Annotated in this window: 12 protein-coding genes and 1 riboswitch; of the genes, 10 read left to right on the top strand and 2 right to left on the bottom strand. The window is 65.3% G+C overall.

The features are described from left to right. Positions 1-174 precede the first annotated feature (174 nt). Positions 175-249: riboswitch (S-adenosyl-L-homocysteine riboswitch) on the top strand. A 26-nt stretch (positions 250-275) separates the two neighbouring features. The 3 genes from ahcY (at position 276) to metF (ending at position 2965) form a co-directional block, all read left to right on the top strand. Beyond that, positions 276-1700 carry an adenosylhomocysteinase gene (gene ahcY / locus F2P45_RS31040; RefSeq protein WP_166882082.1) on the top strand — a complete coding sequence of 475 codons (1425 nt, stop codon included), beginning with the start codon at positions 276-278 and terminating at the stop codon, positions 1698-1700. Positions 1701-1791: 91 nt separating this feature from the next. Next, positions 1792-2145, top strand: a complete 354-nt coding sequence (locus F2P45_RS31035) for a phage holin family protein (RefSeq protein WP_166882081.1) — start codon at positions 1792-1794, stop codon at positions 2143-2145. Continuing rightward, positions 2132-2965, top strand: coding sequence for a methylenetetrahydrofolate reductase [NAD(P)H] (gene metF, locus F2P45_RS31030; protein ID WP_166882080.1), 834 nt, complete (start codon positions 2132-2134; stop codon positions 2963-2965). Before F2P45_RS31035 ends, metF begins: the two co-directional genes overlap by 14 nt. Positions 2966-3072: 107 nt before the next feature. On the opposite strand, the gene F2P45_RS31025 is transcribed toward metF, so the two are convergent. After that, positions 3073-3699, bottom strand: a complete 627-nt coding sequence (locus tag F2P45_RS31025; RefSeq protein ID WP_166882079.1) for a 5-formyltetrahydrofolate cyclo-ligase — start codon at positions 3697-3699, stop codon at positions 3073-3075. Positions 3700-3717: 18 nt separating this feature from the next. On the opposite strand from F2P45_RS31025, the gene F2P45_RS31020 reads away from it, so the two are divergent. The 7 genes from F2P45_RS31020 (at position 3718) to F2P45_RS30990 (ending at position 12182) form a co-directional block, all read left to right on the top strand. Continuing rightward, on the top strand, positions 3718-5682 hold the full coding sequence (locus F2P45_RS31020) for a lytic transglycosylase domain-containing protein (protein WP_229505401.1): 1965 nt from the start codon (positions 3718-3720) through the stop codon (positions 5680-5682). A gap of 32 nt (positions 5683-5714) precedes the next feature. After that, the gene (locus tag F2P45_RS31015; protein WP_166882077.1) at positions 5715-6677 is read left to right on the top strand and encodes a complex I NDUFA9 subunit family protein; all 963 of its coding nucleotides are present in this window, start codon (positions 5715-5717) and stop codon (positions 6675-6677) included. A gap of 53 nt (positions 6678-6730) precedes the next feature. Further along, positions 6731-7453, top strand: coding sequence for a glutathione S-transferase family protein (locus tag F2P45_RS31010; RefSeq protein WP_166882076.1), 723 nt, complete (start codon positions 6731-6733; stop codon positions 7451-7453). Positions 7454-7481: 28 nt separating this feature from the next. Further along, entirely contained in the window at positions 7482-8765 is a 1284-nt protein-coding gene (locus F2P45_RS31005; protein WP_166882075.1) for a multifunctional CCA addition/repair protein, read from the top strand. Positions 8766-8796: 31 nt separating this feature from the next. Beyond that, positions 8797-9768 (top strand): cytochrome-c peroxidase, encoded by a 972-nt coding sequence (locus F2P45_RS31000; RefSeq protein ID WP_166882074.1) that lies wholly within the window; start codon positions 8797-8799, stop codon positions 9766-9768. Further along, a complete protein-coding gene (locus F2P45_RS30995) occupies positions 9765-11300 on the top strand; it encodes a DAHL domain-containing protein (protein WP_166882073.1) in 1536 nt (511 codons plus the stop codon). The genes F2P45_RS31000 and F2P45_RS30995 overlap by 4 nt, the downstream gene beginning before the upstream one ends. A 222-nt stretch (positions 11301-11522) precedes the next feature. After that, positions 11523-12182: a GNAT family N-acetyltransferase gene (locus F2P45_RS30990; protein ID WP_166882072.1), complete on the top strand. Its 660-nt coding sequence runs from the start codon at positions 11523-11525 to the stop codon at positions 12180-12182. 17 nt (positions 12183-12199) lie between these two features. Here the strand turns inward: F2P45_RS30990 and F2P45_RS30985 are convergent, their stop codons facing one another. Further along, positions 12200-12709: an Lrp/AsnC family transcriptional regulator gene (locus tag F2P45_RS30985; RefSeq protein ID WP_099873715.1), complete on the bottom strand. Its 510-nt coding sequence runs from the start codon at positions 12707-12709 to the stop codon at positions 12200-12202. Positions 12710-12718 lie beyond the last annotated feature (9 nt).

Genomic DNA, 12718 nt, shown 5'->3' with positions numbered 1-12718 from the left:
GGCCGCGCGGTGGGGCCCCCCGCAAAACGCCCCCCCCCGGGGCCCGCCCGCGCCCCCCAACCCTCCCGCGCCCGCGCTCGCACCCCGGTTGTAGGTGGTTTCTTGAGATTTTGGGATTTTGCCGCAGCCGAGAAATTTGGCTGGCGCAACTTGGCGTTAGCGGCTACACTTGTTCGTTCCGAGGAGCGTTGCGACGAAATGCCCATTTCGCCAGGCTCGGAAATTCCACCGCAACTGCGCTCACGTTACTTTTTTCTAACTGAAAGGAGGGCGTGATGAACGCCGTACTCAAAACTTCGCAAGACTTCCATATCGCCGACATTTCCCTGGCCGCCTGGGGCGACAAGGAAATCAAGATCGCTGAAACCGAAATGCCCGGCCTGATGGCGATCCGCGAGGAATTCGCCGCGGCCCAGCCCCTCAAAGGCGCGCGCATCACCGGTTCGCTGCACATGACCATCCAGACCGCCGTCCTGATCCAGACCCTGGAAGCCCTCGGCGCCAAGGTCCGTTGGGCATCGTGCAACATCTACTCGACCCAGGACCATGCCGCCGCCGCCATCGCCGCCGCTGGCACGCCTGTGTTCGCCGTCAAGGGCGAAACCCTCGACGAATACTGGGATTACACCCACCGCATCTTCGAGTGGCCAAGCGAAGCCGGCCAGCCGGTGTATTCGAACATGATCCTCGACGACGGCGGCGATGCCACCCTGCTGCTGCACCTGGGCACGCGCGCCGAAACCGATCCGTCGGTGCTGGCCAACCCGGGTTCGGAAGAGGAAATCTGCCTGTTCAACTCGATCAAGAGCCATCTGGCGAAAGATGCCACCTGGTACTCCAAGCGCCTGCCGCACATCCTGGGCGTGACCGAGGAAACCACCACCGGCGTGCACCGCCTGTACCAGATGCACAAAGAGGGCAAGCTGGCCTTCCCGGCAATTAACGTCAACGATTCGGTCACCAAGTCGAAATTCGACAATCTGTACGGTTGCCGCGAGTCGCTGGTCGACGGCATCAAGCGCGCCACCGATGTGATGATCGCCGGCAAAGTGGCCGTCATCGCCGGCTACGGCGATGTGGGCAAGGGCTCGGCCCAGGCCATGCGCGCGCTGTCGGCGCAAGTGTGGGTCACCGAAATCGATCCGATCTGCGCGCTGCAGGCGGCGATGGAAGGCTACCGCGTCGTGACCATGGATTACGCCGCCGAACACGGCGACATCTTCGTTACCTGCACCGGCAACTATCACATCCTGACCGAACAGCACATGCTGGCCATGAAAGACCAGGCCATCGTCTGCAACATCGGCCACTTCGACAACGAGATCGATGTCGCTTCACTGAAGAAATATGAGTGGGACAACATCAAGCCGCAGGTCGATCACGTGATCTTCCCGAGCGGCAAGCGCATCATCCTGCTGGCCGAAGGCCGCCTGGTCAACCTCGGTTGCGGTACCGGTCACCCCTCGTACGTGATGAGCTCCTCGTTCGCCAACCAGACCATCGCCCAGATCGAGCTGTTCGCCAACACCGACAAGTACCCGGTCGGCGTGTACGTGCTGCCGAAGCACCTGGACGAGAAAGTCGCGCGCCTGCAGCTCAAAAAGCTCAACGCGCAACTGACCGTGCTGACCGACGAGCAAGCCGCGTACATCACCGTGAGCAAGGAAGGCCCTTACAAGCCTGACCACTACCGTTATTGATCGGTAACGACGGCGCGCATCTGCAAAGGGCGCGCCGTTTTTTTGTTGTTCACGATGTCTTTTTCATATTAACCTGACTCCCGCTCCCCTTATGCGCTTACTTTTGACGTGGTTGATTAACGCAGTGGCGCTATGCGCGCTGCCATTCCTGATGAGTTCGGTTCAAGTCACGAACATGGTGTCGGCCCTGAGTGCCGCGCTGGTGCTCGGGCTGGTCAATACCCTGATTCGTCCGGTGCTGGTACTGCTGACCCTGCCCGTAACCCTGTTATCCATGGGGTTGTTTATCCTGGTGATCAATGCGCTGCTGTTCTGGACAGTCGCCACCTTGATCGACGGATTCCAAGTGTCAGGTTTCTGGTCGGCCTTCGGCGCCGCCATCCTGTACAGCATCATCTCGTGGGCGCTGTCTACCTTACTCCTCAAAAAAGATGGCAACTCCTGACTTCAGCATTGAATTCTATCCGCCCAAGACACCTGACGGGGCGGACAAGCTGCGCGTGGCGCGCGCCAAACTGGCGCTGCTGCAACCGAAATATTTCTCGGTCACCTTCGGCGCCGGCGGCAGCACCCAGCAGGGCACGCTCGACACGGTCGTCGAGATCCTCGGCGAGGGCCACGACGCCGCTCCCCACCTGTCGTGCGTGGGCGCCACGCGCGAATCGATCCGGGCGATCCTGACACAGTTCCAGTCGCACGGGATCAAGCGCGTGGTGGCCTTGCGTGGCGACTTGCCAAGCGGCTACGGCGGTGCGGGCGAACTGCGCTATGCCAGCGAGCTGGTCGAGTTCATCCGGGCCGAGACGGGCGACTGGTTTCATATCGAAGTGGCGGCATATCCGGAAGTCCATCCCCAGGCCAGGTCGCCGCAGGATGACTTGCAGAACTTCGCGCGCAAGGTGCAGGCCGGCGCGAATGCCGCGATTACGCAGTATTTCTACAACGCCGACGCGTATTTTGCGTTCATGGACCAGACCCGCAAGCTGGGCATCGATATTCCCGTCGTGGCGGGGATCATGCCGATTACCAATTACACGCAATTGATGCGGTTTTCGGACATGTGCGGAGCGGAAATTCCGCGCTGGGTGCGTTTGAAGTTGGCCAGTTTTGGCGACGATAGCGCGTCGATCAAGGCGTTCGGGCTGGATGTGGTGGCGCAGTTGTGCGAACGCTTGCTCGCCGGCGGCGCACCGGGGCTGCATTTCTACAGCATGAACCAGGCGGTGGCGACCACGGCCTTGTGGGAGCGCTTGAAGGCTGCTTGATTCATCGATGTAGATGGATTGACGCTCATGTTTGAGTCGTCGTTCCCGCCAAGGGGGCCGCCAAGGCCGGGAACGACGCAGCAAATGTCAGTGCAAAAAGCTAACGATCACTGCTCCGTAATCACACAATCAAGCGCCACATCATGCGGACCCGCGGCAAACGCCACCTGGTCGCCCGCGTACGCAATCCCCACAGTCACCGGCCTCGGCTCCTTCTCCAGCGTGCGGTCGTAATAGCCCCCGCCGTAGCCCAGCCTGAACCGCTCTTCCGTAAACCCCAAACACGGCACCAGCAGCACCCCCGGCCTGTCCACCACCCTTTGCACGGCCGGCACCGCCACCCCCATGCGGTCGCTGACCATCGCCTCGCCCGGCACCCACTCCACGAACGCCAGCGCGCAATCGGGCGCGACCACCAGCGGCAGCGCCAGCGGCACGCCGGCACGTGCCAGCTCGGCATACAGCGGCTGCAAATCGGGCTCGCCCCGCAATGGCCAGTACACCCCCAGCAGCGCAGCCGCGCCTGCCGCAGTGTGGCCACGCCACCACGCCAGCACGCGCGCCCCGATCAGCGCGTCCAGACGCGCCTTTTCCAGGGGATCGAGCGCGCGCCGGGCCGCCTTGAGCGTGGCGCGCAAGCTTGCCTTGTCGGCAATATGTGCAATTGCATCATTTGCGTGCGCCGATGCTGGCTGCGCGGCATGCCCGCATGGTATTCTAGGTTCGCCGGTCATGTGTTAAATGAAGTATCAATGGAGAGTTGCATTCAGATGTTCCTGCCGAAATTGTTTGCCTTCGCGATTGCCGCCGGAGCCAGCCTGATCCCAGCGTACGCCCAGGCGCCCGCGCCCCCGTACGACCCGCGCGCCGACGACGATACCTTCCTGCTGCTGCGCGAAGCCGCGCGCCAGGACGATGCCGCCAAGGCCAACGCCTACGCCTCGCGCCTGCAGAACTATCCGGTGCCCTCGTATGTCGATTATTATCGGCTCAAAACCCGGGTGCGGGTGGCGTCCGCCGATGAATTCCGCGATTTCCTCAAGCGCTACCAGGGCCTGGCCATCGCCGACCGCCTGCGCAACGACTGGCTGCTCGAACTGGGCCGCGCGCGCGACTGGGCCAATTTCGACCAGCAATATCCGCTGTTCGTGCTCAACGACGACACCCAGGTCAAGTGCTACGCCCTGATGTCGCGCGCGGCGCGCGGCGACAAAGTGGCGGACGACGCCCGCGCGCTGCTGGCCAATCCGCCCGGCTATGGCGAAGCCTGCGGCTCCCTGATTTCCACCCTGGCCCAATCCGGCCAGTTCGACGCCAACGACCTGCTGGCCCAGCTGCGCCTGGCCGGCGAAACGAAAGCCACCGGCCCGGCGAAACGCATCGCCGCGCTGCTCGGCGTGTCCGAACTGCACGCCACCCAGGCGGTCGACCTGCCGGCGCTGGCCATGGCGCGCGGTATCGGCGAAACCCGGGCCGACCACGAAATCTATCTGATGGCGGTATCGCGCATGGCGCGCACCAGCCAGAACCTGGCCGTGGTGGCCCTGAACAAGAACGCGCCGCGCCTGTCGCCCCAGGAGCAGGCCATCGGCTGGGCCGGCATCGCCCACGCCGCCTCGCTCACGCTCGCTCCCGAAGCCTACGATTACTGGCGCAAGAGCGCCGGCGCGCCGCTCACGGCCGAACAAATCCAGTGGAAAACCCGCATCGCCCTGCGCCGCGCCGACTGGAAAACCGTCAAGGCCACCATCGACGCGATGCCCGCGCCGATGCGCGCGCAACCTGTGTGGACTTATTGGCTCGGCCGCGCCCTGCAGGCCGAACACGGCGCCCAGGAACAGGCCGTGGCCCTGTACCAGCGCATCGCCGACCAGAACAGCTTCTACGGCCAGCTGGCGCTGGAAGAACTGGGCCAGCTCATTTCGATCCCGCCGCCGGGCCCAGCCCTCACGCCCGAGGAAATGGCGCCCATGGCCAGCAATCCGGGCCTGCGCCGCGCGCTCAAGTTCTTCAGCCTGCGCCTGCGCCTGGAAGGCACGCGCGAGTGGAACTGGGAGCTGCGCAAGTTCAGCGAACGCGAACTGCTGGCGGCCGCCGAATTCGCGCGCGTGAACCACATCCTCGACCGCATGGTCAATACCTCGGACCGCACCCGCACCCAGTTCGACTACACCCAGCGCTTCCCGTCGCCGCACAACGACATCCTGCACCCGACCGCGCAGCAGCTCGGCCTGGACCGGGCCTGGGTGTATGGCCTGATCCGCCAGGAATCGCGCTTCATCATGGATGCGCAGTCGAGCGTGGGCGCGTCCGGTCTGATGCAGGTCATGCCCGCCACCGGCGCCTACGTGGCGCGCAAGATCGGCCTGGGCGACTACGTCAAGAACAAGCTGACCGACGTGCGCACCAATATCCTGCTCGGGGCCAACTACATGAGCATGGTGCTCGACAACGCCGACGGTTCGCAGACCCTGGCCACGGCCGCCTACAACGCCGGACCGGGACGCATGCGCAACTGGCGCGGCAAGCTCGCCGAGCCGATGGAAGGGGCCATCTTCGCCGAGTCGATCCCGTACATGGAAACCCGGATCTATGTGAAGAACGTGATGTCCAACGCGACCAACTATGCCGCGCTGTTCGAGAACAAACCGCAATCGCTCAAGGCGCGCCTTGGCAAAATCACGCCGCGCAGCGCCCAGGGCAACGACCTGCCTTGATGCGCCTGCGGGCCCATGTTGGAGCGTGCACGATGAAACAGATGACGGTAGTAGTGTTTGGCGGCTCCGGCTTCATCGGCAGCCATCTGGTGGCGCGTCTGTCGCAGGAGGGCGCGCGGGTCATCGTGCCGACCCGCCGCGCCGAACGCGCCCGGCACCTGATCTTTTTGCCGCGCGTCGATGTCGTCGGCGCCGATGTCGGTGACGACGCCACCCTGCGCCGCCTGCTGGCCGGAGCCGACGCCGCCATCAACCTGGTGGGCGTGCTGCATTCGCGCCGCGGCCAGCCGTACGGGCCTGATTTCAAGCGTGCCCACGTCGACCTGCCGCGCCGCATCGTGGCCGCCTGCGCCGCCACCGGTGTCGCGCGCTACCTGCACATGAGCGCCCTGGGCGCGGCCGCCGACGGCCCGTCGATGTACCAGCGCTCCAAGGCCGATGGCGAAGTGGCCGCGCGCGCCGAAGCCTCGGTGGCGGCCACGATTTTCCGGCCGTCGGTGGTGTTTGGGCCGGGCGACAGTTTTCTCAATACCTTTGCGCGCATGCAGAAGTGGCTGCCGTTCATTCCGCTGGCCGGCGCCGCCACCGATTTCCAGCCGATCTACGTGGGCGACGTGGCCGACGCCTTCGTGCACGCGCTGGGCGACCTGAAAACGCGCCACCAGGTGGTTTCGCTGGGCGGGCCGCAGATCTATTCGCTGGCCGAGCTGGTGCGCCTGGCCGGGCGTTTTGCCGGCCATCCGCGCCCGGTATTCGGCATTCCCGACCCGCTGGCGCGCCTGCAGGCGGCGCTGTTCGAACTGCTGCCGGGCGACCCGGTGATCAGCCGCGACAACCTCGATTCGATGCAGGTCGATAACGTGGTCGATCCGGCCATCCAGGCCACCACCGCCGCCGCCCTCGGCCTGCAATTGCGCGCGCTCGAAGCGGTGGCGCCGCACTACCTGGCGCCGCACGAGCGCTTCGACGACTACCGCGCGCGCGCCGGGCGCTGACGAGGCGCTCGCGCCGGGCACTGATTCCTTACTTTTCTCCGGAAAGCGTAACAATGCAAACCACCGAACTCGATCCGACCCTCTCGCAAACGCTGGACGACGCCAAAAAGGCCGGTCTGACGCTCATCATCGGCAACAAGAACTATTCGTCCTGGTCGATGCGGCCATGGGTGGCGGCCACCGCGTTCGGCATTCCGTTCAACGAAGTGCGCGTGCTGCTCGACCAGCCCGATACGTCGGCGCGCATCGCCGAATATTCGGGCGCGGGCCGGGTGCCGGTGCTGGTCGCCGGCGAGATGACCATCTGGGACAGCCTGTCGATTTGCGAGTATCTGGCCGAGCAGTTCCCGGAAAAGCACATGTGGCCGCAGGACGTGGCGGCGCGCGCCATGGCGCGTTCGGTCACCGCCGAAATGCACAGCGGCTTTGCCGATTTGCGCCACGCCATGTCGATGAATATTCGCATGAGCCTTCCGGGGCGCGGGCGCACACCGGGCGCGCAGGGCGACATCGGCCGCATCAGCGAAATCTGGGAAGAGTGCCTGTCGCGTTTCGGCCACCACCAGTTCTTGTTCGGCGACTTTTCGATCGCCGACGCGTTTTTCGCGCCGGTGGTGATGCGCTTCAAGATTTACGGCGTGGCGCTGGCGCCGGCCCTGCAAGCCTATTGTGAGCGCATCCAGGCCCATCCGGCGGTGGCGCGCTGGGTGCGCGAAGCGCTGGCCGAAACCGAAATCGCCGCGCACCACGACGAAGAAATCCGCGGCAAGCCATAATAGCGTTTCAGTCAACACCATCTTCAGCATGAAAACATATATCGTGGGCGGCGCGGTGCGCGACGGCCTTCTGGGCTTGCCGGTGCAGGACCGCGACTGGATCGTGGTCGGCGCCACGCCCGAGGACATGCTGGCCGCAGGCTTTCGCCCGGTCGGCAAGGACTTCCCGGTCTTCCTGCATCCGCGGACGCAGGAAGAATACGCGCTCGCCCGCACCGAGCGCAAGACCGCGCCCGGCTACCGCGGCTTCGTGTTCCACACCTCGCCCGATGTCACGCTCGAAGAAGACCTGGTGCGGCGCGACCTGACCATCAACGCGATCGCGCGCGCCGACGACGGCACCATCACCGACCCCTTCGGCGGCCAGCGCGACCTGGAAGCGAAAATCTTCCGCCATGTGTCCGATGCCTTTGCCGAAGACCCGGTGCGCATCCTGCGCCTGGCGCGCTTCGCGGCGCGTTTTCCCGACTTTACGGTGGCGCCCGAAACGCTGGCGCTGATGCGCAGCATGGTCGCCGCCGGCGAGGTCGACGCCCTGGTGGCCGAGCGCGTGTGGCAGGAAGTGGCGCGCGGGCTGATGGAGCAGACCCCGTCGCGCATGCTCGCCGTGCTGCGCGAGTGCGGCGCTCTTGGGCGCATCATGCCGGAACTCGATGCCCTGTGGGGCGTGCCGCAGCCGCCGCTGCACCACCCCGAAATCGACACCGGCGCGCACATGATGCTGGTGATCGACTACGCGGCCGAACGCGGCTTCGATCTGCCGGTGCGCTTCGCCGCCCTGATGCACGACCTGGGCAAGGGCGCCACGCCGCCCGAGCACTGGCCGCGCCACCACGGCCACGAGCAGCTTGGGCTGGCGCTGATCGACGCCGTCTGCGCGCGCCTCAAGGTGCCGGGCGAGTGCCGCGACCTGGCCGTGATGACCGCGCGCGAGCACGGCAACATCAGCCGCGCCCGGGAACTGCGCGCCAATACCGTGGTCACCCTGTTCGAGCGCTGCGACGCTTTCCGCAAACCTGCCCGCTTCGGGCAAATGCTGCTGGCCGCCGAATGCGATTTTCGCGGGCGCGGCGGCGCGGGCGACGATTTCCGCACCCGGCCCTATGCGCAGGGACCGTACCTGCTCGCCGCCCTGGACGCGGCGCGCGCCGTCAACGCCGGCGAAGTGGCGCTGCGCTGCGGCGAGAACAAGCAGCAGATTGCGCACGCCGTGCACAGCGCGCGCGTCTCGGCCGTCAAGGCGGCGCTGCGCCTGGGCGACGATCCTGCTCAGGCGGACGACAGGGAAGTACCGAATCCTGCTATTCTTTGATCCGATATTGGCATTGACACGGAGAAACGGGATGTTGTCCACCTTGCGCCGGACTGTAGGCGCGCTCGCCTGCTGCTGGGCAGGCTCCGCTGCGGCCCAGGCGCTTGTCAATGAGCCAATCCGTCCGCTGCCGATGCAGGCGGTGGGCGACCCCGCGCGCATCGCGCTGGGCGCGCGCCTGTTCGTGGACCCGCGTTTTTCGCGCGAGAGCACGCACAGCTGCGCCACCTGCCACCAGCTGCGCCGGGGCGGCGCCGACGGCAAGGCCATCGCCCTTGGCCCGGACGGCAAACCGGCGCGCTTCAACACGCCCACCGTATACAACAGCAGTTTCAACTTCCGCCAGACCTGGACCGGGCGCTACAGCGGCGTCGAGCAGCTGCTCGACCACGTTATCGCCAGGCCCGCGGTGTTTGCCGACAATTGGGATGTGGTGGCCGCGCGCCTGACGCGCGACGAGGCGCTGGCGGCCCAGTTCAAGGACGTCTACGGCGACGCCCTGCGCCCGGCCTATGTGCGCGATGCGCTCGACCAGTATCTGCGCTCGCTGGTGACGCCCTCGCGCTTCGACCGCTACCTGCGCGGCGAGGCCAACGCCATCACTGCCGAGGAAGAACGCGGCTACCTGCGCTTCAAGAGTTTCGGCTGCGCGGCCTGCCACCAGGGCATCAACCTGGGCGGCAACCTGTTCCAGAAACTGGGCGCCATGCGCGAGCTGCCGGGGCTGGAAACGAGCGGCACGGACCTGGGCCGCTACCACGAGACCAAGCGCAATATCGACCGCCACGTGTTCCGCGTGCCGGGCCTGCGCAACGTGGCGCTGACGGCGCCGTACTTCCACGACGGCTCGGTCGCCACCCTCGACCAGGCGGTGGAGCTGATGTTCAAGTACCAGCTCGGGCGCACCGCCTCGCAGCAGGACAAGGACCTGATCGTGCGCTTCTTGCACACCCTGAGCGGCGAGAAGCTGGTGCCGGCCGCGTCCCCGGGAGTGTCGCCATGAGAGGCGTGCTCGGTTCCTGGCGCCGGGTCGCCTCGCTGCTGCTGCTGATCGCGCTGATGGTGGTGCTGGGCGTGCTGTTCAACCGTACCCAGGCCGTCGACCTGGAAGCGCAGAACCGGGTCATGCTCAACCTGCGCGAGCTGGAAAAGCTCGATTCGGAGTGGAACGTCAACATCCTGCGCTCGCACATCGGCTTGAACAGCAACTACGACCCGCTCTCGACCCCGCTGCCGCGCATGCGCGAACTGCAGCTGCGCCTGGCCGCCGCCTTGCCGATGACCGGCAACCCGAAAGCCGAAGACGCGCTCGAAGAAGTCAAGCGCGCGCTGGTGAAGAAGGAAGAACTGGTCGAACAGTTCAAGACCCAGAACGCGATCCTGCGCAATTCGCTGATCTTTTTCCCGCCCGCGATCACCGACCTGAAAACCGAGTTGAATGGCATCGAAGGGGCGATCGTCCCCGGCCGCATCGTGGTGGCGCTCGATACGGCGCTCAACAGCCTGTTGAGCGACATCCTGCGCTACAACCTGGCGCCGTCGCCGGCGCTGGCGGCGCAGATCGAGCGCACGATCGCCTCGATGCAGCCCTTGCGCGGCGATTTTTCGGACAGCGTGAGCGACACCATCGACGAACTGGGACGCCACGCGCACGCGATTCTGCGCTACCGCCAGCTGGAAAACGAACTCGAAATGCAGATCGCGAACAGCCGCACGGCCGAGGCGATGGAAAAGCTGGGCGGCCTGTTCGACACCTCGTTCGACCAGGTGCTGATCGAAAAGCAGCGCTACCGCACCTATTTGTTCGCCTATTCGGGCCTGCTGCTGCTGTTGCTGATGTATGTGGCGCGGCGCCTGGTGCGCAGCTACAGCATCATCGGCGAGGTCAATCGCAGTTTGCAGGCGGCCAACGAGACCCTGGAGCACCGCGTGGCCGAGCGCACCGCGGAGCTGGAGACGCAGTCGGAGCGCCTGAAACAGCTGGCGCAGCACGACAGCCTGACGGGATTGATCAACTACGGCGAGCTGACGCGCCTGCTGGCGCATGCGCTGGTGCGGGCAGGGCGGCGCGGCGACGTGGTGGTGGCGATGTTCATCGACCTCGATGGCTTCAAGGCGGTCAACGACACCTACGGGCACGCCACCGGCGACCTGGTGCTGTGCGAAGTGGCCAGGCGGGTGCAGGAAAAGCTGCGCAAGGAAGACGCGCTGGCGCGCCTGGGCGGGGACGAATTCGTGATCCTGCTGGAAGAGGTCAGCGGGCGCGATGGCGCACTGCGGGTGGCGCAGCAGACGCTCGACGCGATCCGCTCGATCACCGAGGCGGGCGGCTTCCCGGTGCGCATTTCGGCCAGTATCGGCGTGGCCAGCGCAAAGGGCAAGGAAGGCTTCATGCGCGGCGCGCCGGCCTTGCTGGCCGACGCCGACCAGGCCATGTACCAGGCCAAGCAGGGCGGCAAGAACGGCATTTCGTTCAGCCCGCAGGCGCAGTGGAACGAGGCGCCGCTGGCGACGGCGGTAACAACACCGGTTTGAGCGTCATTAAAGTCGGCGCCAGGGCGTTCGACGCAGTTGGCACCATGAGCCCAAGAGTCGTCGTTCCCGCGCAGGCGGGAACCCAAGTTCATGCTGTGGCCGTGGGCTAAGCAACAAACTTGGCGGGAAGTCGTTTCCGGCAATGCCGGGAAGGACGGTGCGTGGAATAAGCTACAATGGGTAATTGGTGCACTGCACAATCGACGTCACGGAGTCCGGCCCATGTTCACAAACCCTTTCAGCAACTGGCTCAGCGCCCGCAAGAGCCGCAAGACCCGGCGCAAGGTGCTGGTCAAGCAGCTCCACGAACGCGACCGCCGTCGCGTGCTCAAGCATTTCCTCGCGCTCGACGATAGTGACCGCTTGCTGCGCTTCGGCACCAAGCTGCCCGATGAACTGGTCGAAACCTACGTCGGCAAGATCGACTTCTCGCACGACACCGTGTACGGCGTCTACAACCCGGTCTTCAAGCTGGTCGCGGTCGGTCACCTGGCGTTCGCGCCCAAGGAATCGACCCACGCCCTGAGCAGCACCACCAAGGACATCGTGGCCGAATTCGGCGTCTCGGTGTCGGCTTCCGCGCGCGGCCTGGGCATCGGTTCCAAGCTGTTCGAGCGCGCCGCCATCCGCTGCCGCAATCTCGATGTCGACACCTTGTACATGCACTGCCTCTCGTCCAACCAGACCATGATGCACATCGCGAAAAAGGCCGGCATGGAGATCCAGCGCGACTACGGCGAAGCCGACGCCTACCTGCGCCTCTTGCCGCCCGACCCGGCCAGCATGCTCAAAGAAGCCATCGAAGAGCAGTTCGCCACCATCGACTACACCCTCAAGGCCAACACCCGCGCCGCCGTCAAGTTCTTCGTGCCGAAGAAGTAAGGCCTCGAGCGCTGCGCTTACACCAGCGGCAGCGCGGTCGTATCCTTGATGCGCTGGAGTGCGAAACTCGACTTCACATCGGCCACCGCCGGGTGGCTGAGCAAGGTCTGCATCATGAAGCGCGAGAAGTGGTCCATGTCTTCCACGTGCACGCGCAGCAGGTAATCCATCTCCCCGGTCATCGCGTAGCAGGCCACCACTTCCGGCCAGTGCTCGACCGACAGCGCAAAGTCCGCATGCGGCGAACTGGTGGCGCGGCGCGCGCCGGCCGCGTTGCTGGACGCCTCGCTGTGCTTTTCCAGCCGCACGTTGACATACGCCAGCAAACCGAGCCCGATCTGGGCCGGATCGAGCAGCGCCACGTACTGGCGGATCACGCCCGCTTCCTCCAGCCGCTTGATGCGCCGCAGGCAGGGCGAGGGCGACAGGCTGACCCGGTCGGCCACGTCCTGGTTCGACAGGCGCCCGTCCGCCTGCAAGATCGCCAGAATCTTCCGATCTGTTTTATCGAGCACAATTTTTGGCATATTTCCTCC

The organism is Massilia mucilaginosa, assembly GCF_011682145.1.
In the GTDB taxonomy this organism is placed as follows: domain Bacteria; phylum Pseudomonadota; class Gammaproteobacteria; order Burkholderiales; family Burkholderiaceae_D; genus Telluria_A; species Telluria_A mucilaginosa.
This window is presented reverse-complemented; position numbering and strand designations above follow the sequence as displayed.

Excerpts from the sequence above, each read along its gene's own strand:
- ahcY (WP_166882082.1), top strand. The coding sequence starts at position 276 with ATGAACGCCGTACTCAAAACTTCGCAAGACTTCCATATCGCCGACATT.
- F2P45_RS31035 (WP_166882081.1), top strand. The coding sequence starts at position 1,792 with ATGCGCTTACTTTTGACGTGGTTGATTAACGCAGTGGCGCTATGCGCG.
- metF (WP_166882080.1), top strand. The coding sequence starts at position 2,132 with ATGGCAACTCCTGACTTCAGCATTGAATTCTATCCGCCCAAGACACCT.
- F2P45_RS31025 (WP_166882079.1), bottom strand. The coding sequence starts at position 3,699 with ATGACCGGCGAACCTAGAATACCATGCGGGCATGCCGCGCAGCCAGCA.
- F2P45_RS31020 (WP_229505401.1), top strand. The coding sequence starts at position 3,718 with ATGGAGAGTTGCATTCAGATGTTCCTGCCGAAATTGTTTGCCTTCGCG.
- F2P45_RS31015 (WP_166882077.1), top strand. The coding sequence starts at position 5,715 with ATGAAACAGATGACGGTAGTAGTGTTTGGCGGCTCCGGCTTCATCGGC.
- F2P45_RS31010 (WP_166882076.1), top strand. The coding sequence starts at position 6,731 with ATGCAAACCACCGAACTCGATCCGACCCTCTCGCAAACGCTGGACGAC.
- F2P45_RS31005 (WP_166882075.1), top strand. The coding sequence starts at position 7,482 with ATGAAAACATATATCGTGGGCGGCGCGGTGCGCGACGGCCTTCTGGGC.
- F2P45_RS31000 (WP_166882074.1), top strand. The coding sequence starts at position 8,797 with ATGTTGTCCACCTTGCGCCGGACTGTAGGCGCGCTCGCCTGCTGCTGG.
- F2P45_RS30995 (WP_166882073.1), top strand. The coding sequence starts at position 9,765 with ATGAGAGGCGTGCTCGGTTCCTGGCGCCGGGTCGCCTCGCTGCTGCTG.
- F2P45_RS30990 (WP_166882072.1), top strand. The coding sequence starts at position 11,523 with ATGTTCACAAACCCTTTCAGCAACTGGCTCAGCGCCCGCAAGAGCCGC.
- F2P45_RS30985 (WP_099873715.1), bottom strand. The coding sequence starts at position 12,709 with ATGCCAAAAATTGTGCTCGATAAAACAGATCGGAAGATTCTGGCGATC.